This is a genomic window from Pseudonocardia sp. DR1-2 (genome assembly GCF_023717215.1).
GTDB classification, from domain to species: Bacteria; Actinomycetota; Actinomycetes; order Mycobacteriales; family Pseudonocardiaceae; genus Pseudonocardia; species Pseudonocardia alni.
The window spans coordinates 44,011-60,304 of sequence record NZ_JAMQOF010000013.1 but is presented as its reverse complement, the minus strand read 5'-3'; the positions used below and the strand labels follow the sequence as shown (position 1 = coordinate 60,304).

General features: G+C 74.7%; 18 protein-coding genes. 7 read left to right on the top strand and 11 right to left on the bottom strand.

Features of this window, described 5'->3' with window-relative positions; translation table 11 throughout:
* Nucleotides 1-15: 15 nt before the first annotated feature.
* From lon to ND486_RS27320, 7 genes are all read right to left on the bottom strand, one after another.
* Nucleotides 16-2,358 (bottom strand): endopeptidase La, encoded by a 2,343-nt coding sequence (gene lon / locus ND486_RS27350; RefSeq protein WP_251787201.1) that lies wholly within the window; start codon nucleotides 2,356-2,358, stop codon nucleotides 16-18.
* Between the two features lie 246 nt (nucleotides 2,359-2,604).
* Nucleotides 2,605-3,144, bottom strand: coding sequence for a YbaK/EbsC family protein (locus ND486_RS27345; RefSeq protein WP_251787200.1), 540 nt, complete (start codon nucleotides 3,142-3,144; stop codon nucleotides 2,605-2,607).
* Nucleotides 3,141-3,395 (bottom strand): DUF2516 family protein, encoded by a 255-nt coding sequence (locus ND486_RS27340; protein ID WP_062404096.1) that lies wholly within the window; start codon nucleotides 3,393-3,395, stop codon nucleotides 3,141-3,143. Before ND486_RS27340 ends, ND486_RS27345 begins: the two co-directional genes overlap by 4 nt.
* A gap of 207 nt (nucleotides 3,396-3,602) precedes the next feature.
* Entirely contained in the window at nucleotides 3,603-4,331 is a 729-nt protein-coding gene (locus tag ND486_RS27335; RefSeq protein WP_224403690.1) for a hypothetical protein, read from the bottom strand.
* 5 nt (nucleotides 4,332-4,336) lie between these two features.
* Nucleotides 4,337-4,801, bottom strand: a complete 465-nt coding sequence (locus ND486_RS27330; protein ID WP_062399838.1) for a helix-turn-helix domain-containing protein — start codon at nucleotides 4,799-4,801, stop codon at nucleotides 4,337-4,339.
* Between the two features lie 159 nt (nucleotides 4,802-4,960).
* A complete protein-coding gene (locus tag ND486_RS27325) occupies nucleotides 4,961-6,304 on the bottom strand; it encodes a DUF445 domain-containing protein (RefSeq protein ID WP_374231918.1) in 1,344 nt (447 codons plus the stop codon).
* Between the two features lie 283 nt (nucleotides 6,305-6,587).
* Nucleotides 6,588-7,280: a bifunctional DNA primase/polymerase gene (locus ND486_RS27320; RefSeq protein ID WP_374231916.1), complete on the bottom strand. Its 693-nt coding sequence runs from the start codon at nucleotides 7,278-7,280 to the stop codon at nucleotides 6,588-6,590.
* Between the two features lie 153 nt (nucleotides 7,281-7,433).
* Here ND486_RS27320 and ND486_RS27315 point away from each other — a divergent pair, with 153 nt between their 5' ends.
* Nucleotides 7,434-8,234: a tryptophan-rich sensory protein gene (locus ND486_RS27315; RefSeq protein ID WP_251787198.1), complete on the top strand. Its 801-nt coding sequence runs from the start codon at nucleotides 7,434-7,436 to the stop codon at nucleotides 8,232-8,234.
* Between the two features lie 77 nt (nucleotides 8,235-8,311).
* Here the strand turns inward: ND486_RS27315 and ND486_RS27310 are convergent, their stop codons facing one another.
* Complete coding sequence (locus tag ND486_RS27310; protein ID WP_020627638.1) at nucleotides 8,312-8,515, bottom strand: cold-shock protein; 204 nt, start codon at nucleotides 8,513-8,515, stop codon at nucleotides 8,312-8,314.
* 644 nt (nucleotides 8,516-9,159) lie between these two features.
* Between ND486_RS27310 and ND486_RS27305 the strand changes: the two genes are divergently transcribed.
* Complete coding sequence (locus tag ND486_RS27305) at nucleotides 9,160-10,131, top strand: hypothetical protein (RefSeq protein WP_251787197.1); 972 nt, start codon at nucleotides 9,160-9,162, stop codon at nucleotides 10,129-10,131.
* Nucleotides 10,132-10,192: 61 nt separating this feature from the next.
* Here the strand turns inward: ND486_RS27305 and mftR are convergent, their stop codons facing one another.
* The gene (gene mftR, locus ND486_RS27300) at nucleotides 10,193-10,831 is read right to left on the bottom strand and encodes a mycofactocin system transcriptional regulator (RefSeq protein ID WP_374231913.1); all 639 of its coding nucleotides are present in this window, start codon (nucleotides 10,829-10,831) and stop codon (nucleotides 10,193-10,195) included.
* 235 nt (nucleotides 10,832-11,066) lie between these two features.
* Between mftR and ND486_RS27295 the strand changes: the two genes are divergently transcribed.
* The gene (locus ND486_RS27295) at nucleotides 11,067-12,107 is read left to right on the top strand and encodes a sigma-70 family RNA polymerase sigma factor (protein ID WP_251787196.1); all 1,041 of its coding nucleotides are present in this window, start codon (nucleotides 11,067-11,069) and stop codon (nucleotides 12,105-12,107) included.
* Nucleotides 12,086-12,817, top strand: a complete 732-nt coding sequence (locus tag ND486_RS27290) for a phosphotransferase (protein ID WP_251787195.1) — start codon at nucleotides 12,086-12,088, stop codon at nucleotides 12,815-12,817. Before ND486_RS27295 ends, ND486_RS27290 begins: the two co-directional genes overlap by 22 nt.
* Nucleotides 12,818-12,824: 7 nt before the next feature.
* On the opposite strand, the gene ND486_RS27285 is transcribed toward ND486_RS27290, so the two are convergent.
* Complete coding sequence (locus ND486_RS27285; RefSeq protein WP_251787194.1) at nucleotides 12,825-13,475, bottom strand: FMN-dependent NADH-azoreductase; 651 nt, start codon at nucleotides 13,473-13,475, stop codon at nucleotides 12,825-12,827.
* Between the two features lie 91 nt (nucleotides 13,476-13,566).
* On the opposite strand from ND486_RS27285, the gene ND486_RS27280 reads away from it, so the two are divergent.
* The 3 genes from ND486_RS27280 to ND486_RS27270 all read left to right on the top strand — a co-directional run bounded on the left by ND486_RS27280 (nucleotide 13,567) and on the right by ND486_RS27270 (nucleotide 15,303).
* Nucleotides 13,567-14,049 carry a MarR family winged helix-turn-helix transcriptional regulator gene (locus ND486_RS27280; protein WP_251787193.1) on the top strand — a complete coding sequence of 161 codons (483 nt, stop codon included), beginning with the start codon at nucleotides 13,567-13,569 and terminating at the stop codon, nucleotides 14,047-14,049.
* Between the two features lie 62 nt (nucleotides 14,050-14,111).
* A complete protein-coding gene (locus ND486_RS27275) occupies nucleotides 14,112-14,666 on the top strand; it encodes an ATP-dependent Clp protease proteolytic subunit (protein WP_251787192.1) in 555 nt (184 codons plus the stop codon).
* Nucleotides 14,667-14,676: 10 nt separating this feature from the next.
* A complete protein-coding gene (locus ND486_RS27270) occupies nucleotides 14,677-15,303 on the top strand; it encodes a MerR family transcriptional regulator (protein ID WP_251787191.1) in 627 nt (208 codons plus the stop codon).
* On the opposite strand, the gene ND486_RS27265 is transcribed toward ND486_RS27270, so the two are convergent.
* Nucleotides 15,285-16,226 (bottom strand): endonuclease/exonuclease/phosphatase family protein, encoded by a 942-nt coding sequence (locus tag ND486_RS27265; RefSeq protein WP_251787190.1) that lies wholly within the window; start codon nucleotides 16,224-16,226, stop codon nucleotides 15,285-15,287. The genes ND486_RS27270 and ND486_RS27265 overlap by 19 nt on opposite strands.
* Between the last annotated feature and the right edge of the window lie 68 nt (nucleotides 16,227-16,294).

Genomic DNA, 16,294 nt, shown 5'->3' with positions numbered 1-16,294 from the left:
CGGGTCGGACGGAGGTCAGGCCGCGGACTGCTCGGCCGTCGCCGCGTCGTGGGCGGGCTCCAGGGCGATCGCCAGGACCTCGGAGACGTCGGCGACCGGGTGCACCCGCAGCTCCTCGCGGACCGAGGCCGGGACGTCGTCCAGGTCCGGCTCGTTGCGCTTCGGGATGATCACGTCAATCAGTCCGGCCCGGTGCGCGGCGAGCAGCTTCTGCTTCACCCCGCCGATGGGCAGGACCTTGCCCTGCAGCGTCACCTCGCCGGTCATGCCGACCGAGCTGCGGACGGGACGTCCGGAGGCCAGCGACGCCAGCGCCGTCGTCATCGTGACGCCGGCGGACGGGCCGTCCTTCGGGACCGCACCGGCCGGGACGTGCACGTGCAGCTTGCGCGACGCGAGGTCACCGGCCAGCCCGCGCGAGCGCAGGTAGGACAGCGCGATCGAGACGGACTCGGTCATCACCTCGCCCAGCTGCCCGGTGATCTGCAGGCCCGGCTCGCCGTCCATCGAGGTGGCCTCGATGAACAGCACGTCACCACCGGCACCGGTCACCGCCAGCCCGGTCGCGACGCCCGGCACCGAGGTCCGCTCGGCGGACTCCGGCGTGAACCGCGGACGGCCGAGGTAGGTGACGAGCGCGTCGGCGTCGACGTGCACCGGGCGCTCGGTCTCCGACGCGTCCAGCTGGACGGCCACCTTCCGCAGCACCTTCGCCAGGCCCCGCTCCAGCTGCCGGACCCCGGCCTCCCGGGTGTACTCGGCGGCGATCATCGACAGCGCGACGTCGGTGAACTCGACGTCGCCGTCGTCGAGACCGGCCTTGGCGACCTGGCGCGGCAGCAGGTGGTCACGGGCGATCGCGACCTTCTCCGGCTCGGTGTAGCCGTCGAGCGTCACGATCTCCATGCGGTCGGCCAGCGGGCCGGGGATCGCGGAGCCGTCGTTCGCCGTCGCCAGGAACAGGACGTTCGACAGGTCGAGGTCGACCTCCAGGTAGTGGTCGCGGAACGTGTGGTTCTGCGCCGGGTCGAGGACCTCCAGCAGCGCCGCGGTCGGGTCACCGCGGAAGTCGCTGCCGACCTTGTCGATCTCGTCGAGCAGCACGACGGGGTTCATCGAGCCGGCCTCGCGGATGGCGCGGACGATCCGGCCGGGCAGCGCGCCGACGTAGGTGCGCCGGTGACCGCGGATCTCCGCCTCGTCCCGGACGCCGCCGAGCGCGACGCGGACGAAGTTCCGGCCGAGCGCGCGGGCGACCGACTCCCCCAGTGACGTCTTGCCGACGCCGGGCGGGCCGACCAGCGAGAGCACCGCGCCCGAGCCGCGGCCGCCGACGGTGTCGAGACCCTTGCGCTCGCGACGGGCGCGCACGGCGAGGAACTCGACGAGGCGCTCCTTCACGTCGTCGAGGCCGGCGTGGTCGGCGTCGAGGATGCGGCGGGCCTCCACGAGGTCCGACGAGTCGGTGGTCGTGGTGCTCCACGGGATGTCGAGGACGGTGTCGAGCCAGGTCCGGATCCAGCCGGACTCCGGGCTCTGGTCCGAGGAGCGCTCCAGCTTGCCGACCTCGGTCAGCGCGGCCTTGCGGACGTCGTCGGGCAGGTCGGCGGCCTCCACGCGGGCGCGGTAGTCGTCGGAGCCCTCCGGGTCGTCCTCGCCGAGCTCCTTGCGGATCGCGGCGAGCTGCTGGCGGAGCAGGAACTCGCGCTGCTGCTTCTCCATGCCCTCACGGACGTCGTTCGAGATCTTCTCGGTGACCTCCTGCTCGGCGACGTGCTCCTTGGTCCAGCTCAGGAGCTTCTCCAGCCGGGCGTCGAGGTCGGTCTCGGCGAGCAGCTCGGCCTTGTGCGCGACGTCCAGCCACGACGCCCAGCCGGCGAGGTCGGCGAGCGCGCCCGGGTCGTTCGTCTGCTGCACGGAGTCGATGACCTGCCAGGCTCCCCGCTGCTGCAGGATGCCGATCACCAGGGCCTTGTACTCGCGGGCGAGCTCGTGGGTGCGGCCGGTGGGCTCGCCGGCGTCGACCGGCTCGGCCTCGACCCAGAGCGCCGCGCCGGGGCCGGAGACCCCCGACCCGATGCGCGCGCGCCGCTCACCCCGCACGACGGCGGCCCGGTCCCCGTTGGGGAGCCTGCCGATCTGCTCGAGCACGGCGACGACGCCGATGGCGCCGTAGCGGCCGTCGATGCGGGGGACGACGAGCACCCGTCTCCCGTCGTCGCGGTCCTGGGCCGCGGCGGTGGCCGCGTCGACCGCGGCACGGGTGTCGGAGTCGTCGAGACGGACGGGGACGACCATGCCGGGCAGGACCACGGCGTCGTCGAGGGGCAGGACCGGGAGCGTCAGCACGTCACTCATGTCCTGCCCAACCACACGGAGGGTCCTCCGCTTCCCGGAGTTGAGTCGTGTCCGCTCAGGGCGAACGTGGCCACCGGAGCACGTCAGGGCGACCGTGGGCACACCGGGTACCGCGGGCGGCCAGTTCCTGCTGCTGCCCGCGGGCTGGACCTCGGCCGACGGGCCCGCCGTCCGGTTCCCCCGGGGGCGGCCGCCACCGGGTGGAGTGCACCGCCGCGGAGGCCGCCCGCAGCACGGGCTGCCGACTCAGCGCGCGAGGTCCGGCACGACCTCGGCGCCGGGCAGCGACGCCAGCAGGTCGCCGGGCACCGCCAGCTTCCCGGCCCGCGTCCCGCTCCCGACGACGACGGCGTCGGCCCCGGCGACCCCGGGCGACAGCCAGAGCGGCCAGTCCGCGGGGAGCCCGATCGGGGTGATGCCGCCGTAGGCCATCCCGGTCAGGGCGACGGCGTCGTCCATCGGCGCGAACGACGCCTTGCGCACGTCGAGGCGGCGCTTCACCGCGCCGTTGACGTCGACCCGGGTCGTCGCGAGGACCACGCAGGCGACGTACCGGGTCTCGCCGCCACGCCTCCCGGCGACGACCACGCAGTTCGCGGCCCGTTCGACCGGGGAGGAGTAGGCGGCACAGAACGCGGCGGTGTCGGCCAGGTCGGGATCGATCTCGGCGACGGCGATCCGGCCCGCGTCGAGCCCCGCCAGCGCGACGGCGACGGGCTCCGCGAGCAGGTCGGGCCGGGCCGGCGCCGGGACGGCCGTGAGCGTCCCGAGGACCGGGTGGTTCACCAGCGCGGTCCGCCGCCCTGGACCTCCATCACCGCGGGCTTGACGTCGACCAGGTAGACCAGCGTCGCGACGGTGGCGGCCAGCCAGAACATGGCACCGCCGAACATCGGGCCGTTCGTGATGATCAGGAGCAGCAGCGCGACGCCGGTGATGCCCAGCCATGCGTTCTTGGTGAGCTTGCCCGCCGCGGTGAAGGCGTCCGCACGTTGCATCAGTGCGTGCCCGAACGAGAACCCGCCGACCACGACCATGATCCACTTGATCACGAAGATGATCAGTTCATCGGGGGCACCTGGCAGTGACAGCACTCGGCCAGGGTACGGACAACCCGGGCGTCGGTCACGTCCGGCGCCGGATCCGGGCAGGACGATCCGCATCCGCACACGACGGCGCCCCCGGCCGATCGGGATCGGCCGGGGGCGCGGGTCGTGCTCACCGGGCGCGGGGCCCGGCGGGGGTCACTTCTTGGCTGACGCCGTCGAGGTGCCGCGGCGGGTGGTCGGCTTGCGGGCCGGGACCTTCGCGCCGGTGGCGGTCTTCGGGTCGGTCTTGGCGGCGGTGCGGCGCGCGGTCGAGCGCGTGGTCGACGCGACCTCGTCGCCGGCCTCCTCGATCGCCTCGGCGGCCTCCTTCGAGACCTCGGTGACGACCTCGGCGGCCTCGCTCGCGGCGGTCTGGGCGCGGCGGGCGACCTTCTCACCGACCGAGCGGGTCTGCGTGGTGACCGCACCCAGGGTCTTGACGGCGACGTCGTGGGTCTCGTCCACGAACTCGTCGACGCGGGTGTCGAACTTCTCGGTCAGACCCTCGACGGTCGCGATGGCCTGCTTGACCTGCGGCTGCTTGCGGATCCGGCCCCAGGCCTTCTCACCGCGCTGGGCGAATCCGACGTAGACGCCCTCGACCTCGGAGCGGAACTCCTCGACCTGCTTGCGGATGTTGTCCGAGGACAGCTTGCCGCGGAGCTCCTTGAGCTCGTCGGGGAGCTCCTGGACGCGGGTCTGCACCTCCTCGGCGCGCTTGGTGGCGGTGGAGCGGGCGTCGGTGACGGCCTTGCTCACGGTGGTGACGGCGAAGTCGCCGGCGCCGAGCACGGCGAGCAGCGGGGTCCGGACGACCTCGGCCTGCTCGGCGGTCTGCTCACGCAGCTTCTGCACGTCGGCGCTGGTGGGGAGGTTCACGGCCATGGTGATCACTTCCTCGTATCGGTGGGGGTGTCGGTGGTGCCGGCAGAGAGGCCGTTCTCCCTGCGAAAGGACTCGTAGACATCGAGCAGCACACGTTTCTGCCGCTCGTTGAGAGTCGGATCGGTGAGCACCGCGTCGGTCACCTGACCGGCGGGCCGCTCCTCGAGGATCCCGGCGCGGACGTACAGCGCCTCGGCGGAGATCCGCAGCCCCTTGGCGATCTGCTGCAGTATCTCGGCGGACGGCTTGCGCAGCCCGCGCTCGACCTGGCTGAGATACGGGTTGCTGACGCCCGCGGTGCGGGCCAGCTGCCGCATGGAGACCTGGGCGGCCTCGCGCTGGGCGCGGATGTAGGACCCGATGTCCTCCACCGCGTGCCCCACGGTCTGACCGACGCTCTCGACGGCCTGCGCGACGCGCTCGACGGGTTCGACGGACTCACGCTCTCCGTGCTTGCGCTCGGTGGCCATCCGTCTCACCTCCGCCTCGATCCGTTCCTCACTGACGGAACCGACCGTACGCGGCGCTGCTAGCTCCTGCAAGCACAGTGCTAGCGCTGGTCACGTGGCGTGCGCCACGTCGGTGACGGCCCGGTGACGGTGCGATGTCATCCGGGGACACCCGACCGATCACCCGATGACGAGCTCCCCCACGGCGTGGATGACCAGGCCGGCGAGCGCCCCCACGACGGTGCCGTTGATCCGGATCCACTGCAGGTCCCGCCCCACCTGGAGCTCGATCTTGCGCGAGGTCTCCTCCGCGTCCCAGCGGGCGACGGTCTCGGTGATCAGGGTGGTGATCTGGTGCCGGTAGTGCCGCACGACGTACGACGCGGCGTCGGCCAGCCAGCCGTCGAGCTTCGCGCGCAGCTCGGCGTCGCGGCCCAGCCGCCGCCCGAAGGCCATGAGGCCGTCGCGCACGCGCAGGCGCAGCTCGTTCGACGGGTCGTCGGCGGCGTCGAGGACCATGGACTTCACGACCGTCCAGGCGCGGCCGATGAAGTGCTGCACCTCCGGGTGCTCGACGACCTGGCGCTTGACCTGCTCGGCGCGCTCCATCGTCGTCGCGTCGTGCTGCAGGTCGCGGGCGAACTCGGCGAGGTAGCGGTCCACGGCGTGCCGCAGCGGGTGCTCGGGGTCGGTCTTGACCGCCCAGGCGTACCCGCGGATCTCGGCGAACAACTTGTCGGCCACGAGGTCGTCGACGAAGCGCGGCGTCCAGGACGGTGCGCGATCGTGCACGACCCGCAGGACCATCTCCTGGTTGTCGGCGACCCAGTCGTAGGCGCGGTCGCAGACGAGGTCGACCAGCCTGCGGTGGGCGCCGTCGGCCAGGACGCCCTCCAGCGCCTTGCCCATCGGCGGACCGACCGGGATCTCCATCAGCTTGCGCACCGCGACGGTCTCGATGACGTTCTGCACGTCCTCGTCGCGCAGCACGGTCACGAGGGCCCGCGCGGCGGTGACGAGCTCGGTGGTGATCCGGTCGGCGTTGTGCTGCTCGGCGATCCACCGCCCGACCGACTCGCTGACCCCGATCCGCTCGAGCTTGTCGCGGACGACGGACTCGGACAGGAAGTTCTCCCCGACGAAGTCCCCGAGGCTGTCACCGATCATGTCCTTCTTGCGCGGGATGATCGCGGTGTGCGGGATCGGGATCCGCAACGGGTGCCGGAACAGCGCGGTCACCGCGAACCAGTCGGCGAGCGCACCGACCATGCCGGCCTCGGCGGCGGCACGGACGTAGTCCGCCCCGGGGACACCGCGGACGACCTCGAAGTACTTCGCGACGAAGAACACGACCGTCGCGCCGAGGAGGAACCCGGTGGCGACGGCCTTCATGCGCCGCAGGTCGCGCCGCTTCTGCTCGTCACCGGGGCCGAAGCCGCCGAGGGGGACGCTGGGAACGGATCTGACGGTGCGGTCCCGCTGCGGGACGGGGGTCGGGCGCTCCGGCGCGCGGGAGGTCTGCACACACCCATAGTGCCCGGGGACACCGACATCGGGCGGCGGGGGCACGCGCCGTGGGTCCCGGCCGGGCCCGGGGGATGTCCCGCCGGACCCGGCCGTGGCCGGTGGAGCGGCTGCGCGGCGAGGGAGAAGTGCCCCCTCGGGCGCCGCTTCCGGGCGTACCGCCCGGCCGGTCCCGGCGTCCCCCGCGGGTGAGCGGCGTGGACGGCAACGGGACGGAACCCGGGCGGGCGGTACGCGGTCGCGCGGGCCGGATCCTCGGTTCCGTCCGGGCCGCGCGGGAGGGTCAGCGCCGCAGGGCGCCCGGGACGCCGGACTGCTCGGCCCGCGCCTCCTGCTCGTCGGGCAGGGCCTGCTCGCTGTCGCGACGGCGCACCGCGTCGCAGATCGCCTCGACGACGACCGCGGCCTCGGGCACCCGGTAGCCGACCCGCGCCGGGGCCACGCGCCACTGCACCCAGCCCTCGGGACGCTCGGTCGGCGGGGCGACGACGCCGATGCCGTCGGTGTGCAGCACCACGTCGGTGTGCAGGCTCAGCTCGGCCGGGAGCGCGTGCCGCGGGCTCATCGGGAACCACCAGGTGCCCTCGGGCGTCGCGGCGACCGGCACGACCTCGCCGGCCTCACGCAGCGTCTGGCAGACCTGGCGACCGATGACCGCCGGGACCTCGACCACGTCGAGCACGTCGCCCGTCGCGAGCATGACCTCCGCGCCCGGCCCCGGCACGAGCGGCCAACCGTGGTCGGCGTACTCGCGAGCGGCCGCTCGCAGCTCCGCGCCGTAGACGGCTCGGTAGCTGTCCCACCAGGACATGGAGGTCACTTCCTTCCGCTTGCGCGACAACCCCTGTGGTGCCGCTTTCCCTGTGAAGTACAACACCAGGATCGGGCTCCGGGCACGAGTTCGCGAGGGGTACGCGGCGAGGGTGCGCAGCGGCGAGACGAGCGGGGAACGCCGACCGCACGGCGTCGCGACCACCGGTGAACGGCGGGTGACCGGGCGCAGCGGACCGACGACCGGTGGCAACCCCGCCGCCGTCCGGCGCAGTGCCGGTCGTCGTACCGCTCGACATGCCTCGTGCGTCGATTGTCTTTATCATCGAGATGATTGCGACGATCGGAAGGACTGGACATGGCGTCGACGACGGCGAGGGCGGGCCGCACGGCAGGCCCGGCCACCGGGATGGACACGGCACGCACCTGGGCGGTGCTCGCCGCGGCGGTGCTGCAGGCGGTGGCGGGCTCGCTCGGCGGCAGCGGGACGTTCGGGGAGTCGCAGCGGGTGCTCAGCGACCGTTACCCCTCACTGGTCACCCCGGCGACGGTGGCGTTCTCCGTGTGGGGCCTCATCTACCTGGCCCTGCTCGTGTACGCGGTGTACCAGTCGCTGCCCGGGCAGCGGTCGCGCCCGGTGCACCGGGCGACCGGCTGGCTGTTCGTGGCGACGGCGGCGCTCAACGCGGGCTGGATCGTCGTGTTCTCCCAGGAGCTCCTGGGCACCGCGCAGCTGCTGATCGTGGCACTGCTGGTGACCCTGGCCGTGGTGCTGCACCGGCTCGCCGCGTTCCCCGCCGAGGGAGTGGCCGACCGGGCACTCCTGCACGGCCCGCTGGCCTTCTACACGGGCTGGGTGTCACTCGCGACCGTGGCCGGGTTCTCGGTGACGCTGACCTACTGGGGCGCGCCGCTCGGCCCGGTGACGGCCGCGGCCCTCCTCGGTGCCGGCGTGCTGGCCGCGGGCGTCGCGACCCGGCGGACGACGGCGGCGCTGCCCTACGCGGCGACGGCCGTCTGGGCGCTGGTCTGGGTCGCGGTGGAGTCCGCGGCGGCCGGCACGGTGCCGGTGACCGTGGTCGCGGCGCTCGGCGTCGTGGCGGTGGTCGTCGCGGCGGCGCTGCGGGCGCGGGAGGGGCTGCGGCCGGCCTTCGGCTGACCCCGGGAACGACGACGGCGCCGGTCCCCGAGGGGAGCCGGCGCCGTCGCGGTGCGCGGGTCGTGCCCGCGCAGAAGTCAGATCACGCGGACCGAGTCGGCCTGCGGGCCCTTCTTGCCCTGGCTGGCCTGGAAGTCGACGCGCTGGTTCTCCTCCAGCGTGCGGAATCCGTTCGACTCGATGGCGGAGTAGTGGACGAAGACGTCCGGTCCCTCGTCGTCGGTGGCGATGAAGCCGAAGCCCTTCTCGGCGTTGAACCACTTGACGGTGCCCTGCGGCATAGCGTGTGTCCTTCTCAGATGGAGCGGTTCCGGCCCTCACAGCAAGAGCCGGAGGTCGCGTGGACACCGCCGTGGCACCTCAGCACCGATCGACGACGCCCACCGTCACAACTTCACACGGACGCTTCGCGGCGATCGGAGAAGAACGACTGCAACCGACGCGGACGCTACCACGGCTCTCCGGCACGTCGACCGTCCTCACTCGACGCCCCCGCACGGGCCCGTTCCGCGACGCCGACCGCCCGTCGCACCACTCCGGCGCGATCACGGAAAGTGAGATCCGATCCGCCGATCGGCGACGGGCGGTCATCACCGTCCCGAACGGGTGAGCACAGGACGCATTCCACGCCGTCGGGTGAGCGCCGGGCGCCCGTCCTCCCCGATTCGGGTGGTGACCGCGGTCCGGGCCCGTCCAACGGCCCCCTCCATCCCCGGACGGGGTCGCCCGTTCCGGGTGCGTTGCGGTGCGATCCGCTCACAGCGTGACCGATGGGGCCCCTGTGACTCGTGTGGCCACGATCGGGCCACTGGTGGACGACGCCCGGTGACCGCAAGCTCGGCGCCGTCCGTCACCCCGTGCAGCAGCACAGCGAACTGGAGAGACCGTGCGATCCCGAGTCACCACTTCCGTCGCCCTGACCCTCATGATCGGCACCCTGGGTGTGTACGGCGCCGGCGTGGCCGGCGCGGCCGAGCCCGTTCGGGCCTCCACCCCGGTCGCCCCGGCCGCGACCGTCACCCACGCGCCCGCCGCGGCGTCCGACGGCCCGCTGGACCGGTTGTTCGACACGCTCTTCGGGAACGGCGCGGCGACCGCCCCGGCGACGCCCGCCGACACCACCGTCCCCGTCCAGGACGTACCGACCCCGGCCGCCCCGGGCGTTCCCGCGGCTCCGGCCGTCCCCGGCGCGCCGGCCGCGCCGCAGGTTCCCGCCGCCCCGGCCGTTCCGGGTGCGCCGGCGGCACCGGCCGTGCCCGCCGTCCCGGCTGCGCCCGCCGCTCCGGCCGTGCCCGCGGCCCCCGCCGCTCCCGCGGTGCCGGCCGCCCCTGCCGTCCCGGGGACGCCGGCCGCGCCCGCCGTGCCCGCGGCCCCGGCGGCTCCGGCCGCTCCGGTGGCGCAGGTCGCCCCCGCGGCGCCCGCCGCCCCGGTCGCCCCCGCGGCGCCGGCCGCCTCGGTGACCCCGGCCGTCGCCGTCACCTCGGACACCGCGGGCCGGCAGGCCCCCGAGCCCCCGGCCGTCCCGGGTGCTCCGGGCGTTCCGCAGGCGCCGGCCGCCCCGCAGGCCCCCGCGGCCCCCCAGACCCCGGCCCTCCCGCAGGCGCCGGCGGCCCCGGCCGTCCCGGGCGCTCCCGCGGCCCCGGCGGTACCCGCCGTCCCGGCTGCGCCCACCGCTCCGGCGGCCCCGGCCGTCCCGGGCGCTCCGGCTGCCCCTGCCGCTCCGGGTGCCCCTGCCGCTCCCGCCGTGCCCGCGGCCCCGGCAGCACCGGGCGCCCCGGCCGTCGCCACCGCCCCGGACGGCACCGCCGCTCCGCAGGCCCCGGCCGACGCCCGGACCCAGGACACCGCCCCGACCCGCCCGAGCCTGTGGGAGCGACTGTTCGGCACCACCCGCTGACCTGCGACGCAGACACCACCACGCGACGGCGTCCCGCACCGGGGCGCCGTCGCGGTGCGTCTCAGGGGAGCTCGGTCGCCCAGCCCCGCTGCAGCGCTCGCAGCACCTCGTCGAGCAGGTCGGCGAGCTCGGAGCCGTCGTCGGCCAGCCAGCGCTCGTAGGCCGCGATGCACACGCCCAGGCAGGCGTGTCCGACGCTCTGCGGGACGAGCGCCGAGGCGTCCTCGCCACGACGCTCGGCCACGTAGTCGGCCACGACCTCCCGCCACGAGGCGTAGCGCAGCGTCGAGTGCGCCTGCAGCGCCGGGGTCTGCAGGATCAGCCGCAGCCGGCGCCGGTGCCAGGGCTGCTCGTCCGGCTCGACGTGGTTGAACTCCAGCACCGCCCGCCGGACCCCCTCCAGCGTCGGCAGGTCCGACGGCTGGGCCGCGAGCACCGCGCGCATCCGCACCAACTGCTCCTCGAAGGCGCCCCAGGCGATGTCGTTCTTGGAGGCGAAGTACCGGAAGAACGTGCGACGCCCGATCCCCGCGGCGTGCGCGACGTCGTCGACGGTCGTGTGCTCGAACCCCTGGTCGCTGAACATCTCCAGCGCGATGTGCTCGATCTCCGAGCGGGACGTGACCGGGCGACGACCGGCGCGGCGCGCCCCGCCCCCGCCGGTACTCCCGATCCCGTCGTTCTCGGTCACCGCTGACATCGTCGCCCCGCCGTGCTCCCCGACTCCTCCGTCGTGCCTGCGACCGGCGGACCGGGAGGGTCGAGCGGAACGCCGTCGGCCCCGATCATCCCACGTCGCGGCCGGCCCGTCGGCGCACGTCGCCCCTGTTCGGCGGCCGTTCGTCGCGCGGGCCCTCCACTTTGTCGGTGTTGCGCGGCACACTCGCGGCCAGACGGACCGGGACCCACCCGGACGGGTACGTCGAGGGGGAACCATGAGCGCACCCGCACGGGCCGCCGACACCACCGTGGACGAGCGGCCGCCCGAGGAACGCCTCGAGGACCACCGGCGTGAGCTGACCGGTTATTGCTACCGGATGCTCGGCTCGGCCTTCGAGGCCGAGGACGCGGTGCAGGACACGATGGTCCGGGCCTGGAAGGGCGTCGCGAAGTTCGACGGTCGCTCCTCGCTGCGGTCCTGGCTGTACCGCATCGCCACCAACGTCTGCATCGACGCGTTGAACGGGCGCAAGCGCCGCGCCGTCCCGATGGACATCGGAGGCCCCGGCGCGCCGGTCGCCGAGTCGCTGCGCGAGCCGCTGCCCGACGCCGAGTGGCTCGAACCGATGCCCGACGCCCGGGTGTCGACGCCCGCCGGGGACCCGGCGGACAAGGCCGTCGCGAAGGAGACGATCCGGCTCGCGTTCATCGCGGCGCTGCAGCACCTGCCGGCCCGCCAGCGCGCCGTCCTGATCCTGCGCGAGGTCCTGTGCTGGAAGGCCGCCGAGGTCGCCGAGCTGCTGGACACCTCGGTCGCGTCGGTCAACAGCGCCCTGCAGCGCGCCCGCGCCACCCTGGGCGAACAGGGCATCTCCGAGGCGGCGCCGCAGACCTCCCCGGCGATGGACCCGGCGCAGACCGCGCTGCTGATGCGCTACATGGCAGCGTTCGAGGCGTTCGACATGGAGGCGCTGACGGCGCTGCTCCACGAGGACGTCGAGCAGAACATGCCCCCGCTGGAGCTCTGGTTCCGCGGCCGGGACGACGTCATCGCCTGGATGGCGACCGGCCCCGGGCAGGGCTGCCGCGGGTCGCGGGTGGCTCCGGTGGAGATCAACGGGACGGTCGGCTTCGCCCAGTGGAAGCCGTCCGGGCCGAACGGCGAGTTCGAGGCCTGGGGCATCACGGCCCTGCGGATCGAGGACGGGGCCGTCACCGGGCTGAGCATCTTCCTCAACACCAAGCTGTTCGGCTACTTCGGGCTGCCGCTGAAGCTTGCCGACCGGCCGGAGCTGTGGGAGCCGAAGGCCGGCTGACGCCGCCCGGGCTCGCCGCCTGGCCGGGGCTGCGCATCACGGCCCGGCTCGGCGGCGGGCACCGCGGCGCGGTCTGGGCGGCGACGGACGGGAGCCGACGGCTGGTGGTCCACCGGAGCGGGCGGACGCCCGCGGCTCTGGACTGGGAGCTCGACCTGACCGGCGAGCTGCGGGCCCACGGTTTCCGCGTACCCGACGTCGTCCCGACCGGTGACGGACGACGGCGGTGCGGGGCGGTCGTCGTCCGGACCTGGCTCGACGGCGACCCGCCCGGGCCGGGCGACGAGGCCGCCGTCGCCGCCGAGTTGCACCGGCTGCACGCCCTCACCTCGGGGCGGAGCCAGCGGCCGGGGTTCGTGGGCACGGTCGAGCTGCTCGCGGGCGCCGTCCGGGGCGGGGACGTGGACCTGACCGCGATGCCGTCCGACGTCGTCGCGGAGTGCCGGGCCGCGTGGGCCGTGGTGGGCGGTCCGGTCGCCGTCGTCCACGGCGACCCAGGCCCGGGCAACATCCGGGTCCTGGACGGACGTCCGGGCCTGCTCGACTGGGACGAGTGCCGGGTGGACCGGACGGCACTCGACCTCGACGGTGGGCCCGGGGCTGCCCGCGAGGCCCGCCGCGCCGTCGACGCGTGGGAGGTCGCCGTCTGCTGGACCGTCGAGCCCGGCTACGCCCGGGAGCGGCTCGCCGCGCTGCGCGCCGCCCCCTGACCGGGCCTCACGCGGCCGGCGTCACCGCGGCGACCCGCTCCCCGGCCGTCCGGGCGTCGATGCGGGCGCGCTCGCGCTTCTCCGCGGCCAGCGGGCGCAGCTCGCTCATCGCGGGCACCACGTCGGCCAGGGTCAGCTCCGTCTCCACGACGGTCACGTCGGCACCCCACACGTCGCGCAGGATGCGGGTGATCCAGCCGGAGCCGTGGTCCCAGCCCTCGCGCGGGGTGCCCGGCCCGTAGCCGCCTCCCCGGGAGACGACGAGAACGACCGGGCGGCCGGCGAGGGGCGTGCTGCCCGGCGCGAACCGGGGGTCGGTGATCAGGGCGTCGACCCAGGTCTTCAGGTGCGCCGCGATGCCGAAGTTGTAGAGCGGCGATCCGATGACGACGGCGTCCGCGGCCAGCACCTCGTCGGCCAGCTCCGCGATGCGCGCGAGGGCCCCGCGCTGCTCCGGGGTGCGGTCGGCCTCGGCCACGTACCCGGCCGCGACCGCGGTGGTCCATAGATCGGCGGGCAGCGGGGCGGTGCCCAGGTCACGGTGGACGACCTCGGCGCCCGGTCGCGCGTCGAGGTAGGCGCGCTCGACCTCGTCGACGATCTCGCGGCTGACGGAGCCCTCGGTGCGGATGCTCGCGTCGAGTCGGAACAGGGACATGGCGACCTCCCGGTCGATCTGGAGCGAAGATGTTCTGTTAAACAGAGTATCTGCGCGAGAGACGACCTTGGCAAGCACGTACCCTGTGACGATGTCCGGTCCGTCCGCCCCGCAGAGCGTCGAGTGCGACCTGGCGTGGGCGTTGGCCCGGGTCGCGCGCGACCACGCCACGGCGGTGCAGTGCGTCGTCGGCACGCTGCCCGGCGGTCAGCGCGGCTTCCAGGTGCTCGCCGCCGCGGCCGGGGACGATCCGCCCACCCAGCTCGCACTCGCCCGCAAGCTCGGCGTGGACCGCACCGTGATGACCTACCTGCTGGACAAGGTCCAGGAGGCGGGACTGATCGAGCGGCACCCCGACCCGAACGACCGACGGGCCCGCCGGATCGTGCTGACCACGGCCGGCCGGGCGCTGCTCTGCGAGACCGAGACGCGACTGCGCGCCGCCGAGGCCCACATCCTGGCGCCGCTCTCCCCGGACGAGCAGGGCGCGCTCCGCACGCTGCTGCGCCGGGTCGCGACCGCGGGCACCGACCCGACCTCCGCCGAGGGCGAACCCCGTCCGCCGTCGGCGTAACCGCAGCTCAGGTGGCCCACCCCGGCCCTAGTGTCGGGCGGCACCCGAGGAGCGGAGATCCGATGCCCGTCCTGTCCACCCCGTCCGACCCCGCCGACCGTCTGCTCGGCGAGCGGATCGTGCTGCTCGCCCGCGAGCTCGACGACGACGTCGCCGCCGAGACCTGCGCGCGTCTGCTGCTGCTGGCTGCGGAGGACGCGCGCCGCGACATCACCCTGCACGTCCTGGCGCCCGGCGGCTCCCCGGTCGCCGCGATGGCGGTGCACGACACGATCCGCACGCTCGGTGTCGACGTCGCGACCGTCGCCGTGGGATCGCTCGCGGGCCCGGTGCCGTTCCTCGTCGCGTCGGGGACGCCGGGCAAACGGCTCGCCCGCGCGCACGCCGCGTTCCTGCCCACCGCCGACGGGCCGGTCCGCGGCTCGCACCCCGGCGACGTGCGGGTCCGGGCCGACCACCTCGCCGGACGCCGCCGCGAGATCGAGTCGCTGACCGCGGCGTACTGCGGCGCCCCGCTGCCCGACGACGCCCGGGACCGCTGGCCGTCGGCGGCGGAGGCGGTGACCTTCGGCCTCGTCGACGGGCTGTCGGAACCCCGGACCGAAACGGATAGCTAGAGTCTCCGATGTGCGAGTCTCGGATCTGTCCCGGTCGTCCGGTGTCCCCGTCGCGACGATCAAGTACTACCTGCGCGAGGGCCTGCTGCCCCGCGGCGAGACGACGTCACCGAACCAGGCCCGCTACGACGACGCGCACGTCCGCCGGCTGCGCCTGATCCGGGCGCTCGTCGAGGTCGGCGGGCTGCCGATCGCGACCGTCCGCGAGGTGCTGTCGGCCGTCGACGACCCCGCGGTCGGCCTGCACGACATGCTCGGCCGGACGGTCTACGCGATCACCGGCGACGTCGGCGCGTCCGGCTCGCTCGACGAGGCGGAGGCCGACCTGGCCGGAGCCGTCGCCCACGTGGGCTGGCAGGTCGGGAAGGACGCGCCCGCGCTGGCCGGGGCCCGGTCGGTGCTGGCCCGGATGCACGAGCTGGGCTGGGGTCCCGGCGAGGAGACCCTGCAGGCGTGGGCCGAGGCCGCCGACCGCGCCGCGGAGGGCGACCTGGCCGCGATCGGGCGGACCACCGACCGCGAGGAGGCCGCGGAGACCGCACTGGTCGGCACCGTCCTCGGCGACGCCCTGCTCGCGGCCCTGCGCCGGATCGCCCAGGAGAGCCGCTCCGCGCAGCGCTACCGCGCCGGGTCCTGAGTCCCGGGCAGCCGCACCGTCACCAGCACCGCGCGGTGGTCGCTGCCCGGGGTCTCGAGGACGACGTGGCGGCGGGTCACCGACCCGCGGGGCACGAGCACGTGGTCGATGCGGATCCCGGCCCAGCGCGGCAGCGACGACGGGAAGGTCCCCACGAGCCCCCGCCCGGTGCCGTCGGTGGCGTCGACGCAGTCGCCGGACGCGTCGCGCAGCCGCCGGTGGTCGACGACGGCGTTGAGGTCCCCGGCCACGACCGGCGCCGGTCGGGTGCGGGTCCACTCCCCGATCAGCGCGAGCTCACCGGCCCACAGCTCGGTCCACCGAGGGTTCGTCGGCGCGGAGGTGTGCACCGCGTACAGCGTCCGGGCACCGAGCAGCCCACCGGTGACCTCCAGGTACGGCAGCCGCATCCCCTGCCCGGGCCGCACGTCGACCTCCCCGGCCCGCGGCGCGACCAGCACCACCGTGCCGCGCTGGTCCGGGACGCCGGGCGGGACCGATGACCAGCCGCGGTAGCCGCCGAGCAGGGGCAGGAGCCGGTCGAGGTAGGCGACGCCCGCCTCGGGCAGCACGACGACGTCCGGCCGCTCCCGGGTCACCGTCGCGGCGAGCGCGCCGGTGTCGGCCCGCCCCAGCAGCACGTTCGCGACGAGCACGGTCAGCTCGGGCCCGTCCGGCAGCGGACCGTCGGGGCGCGGCAGCACCCGTCGCAGCGCGGGAGCGGCGGCCGCGGCGCCGGCCAGGCCCACCGCCGTCGCGGTGCGGCGCAGCCCGGTGAGCCGCAGGAGACCCGCGACCCCCAGTCCGGCGACGCCGAGGTGCGGACGCAGCGCGGTCAGCCCGACCAGGGCGGAGCGCCGGTCGGTCCGCCACCGCCGCGGCAACACGGTGACGGCGGTACGCAGGGCTCGGTCGACGATCACGGACACGGGTGGACAACGGACGCGGGCCGCGCACGGTTCCACGAGCCATATGGACAGTCCAGCTATCG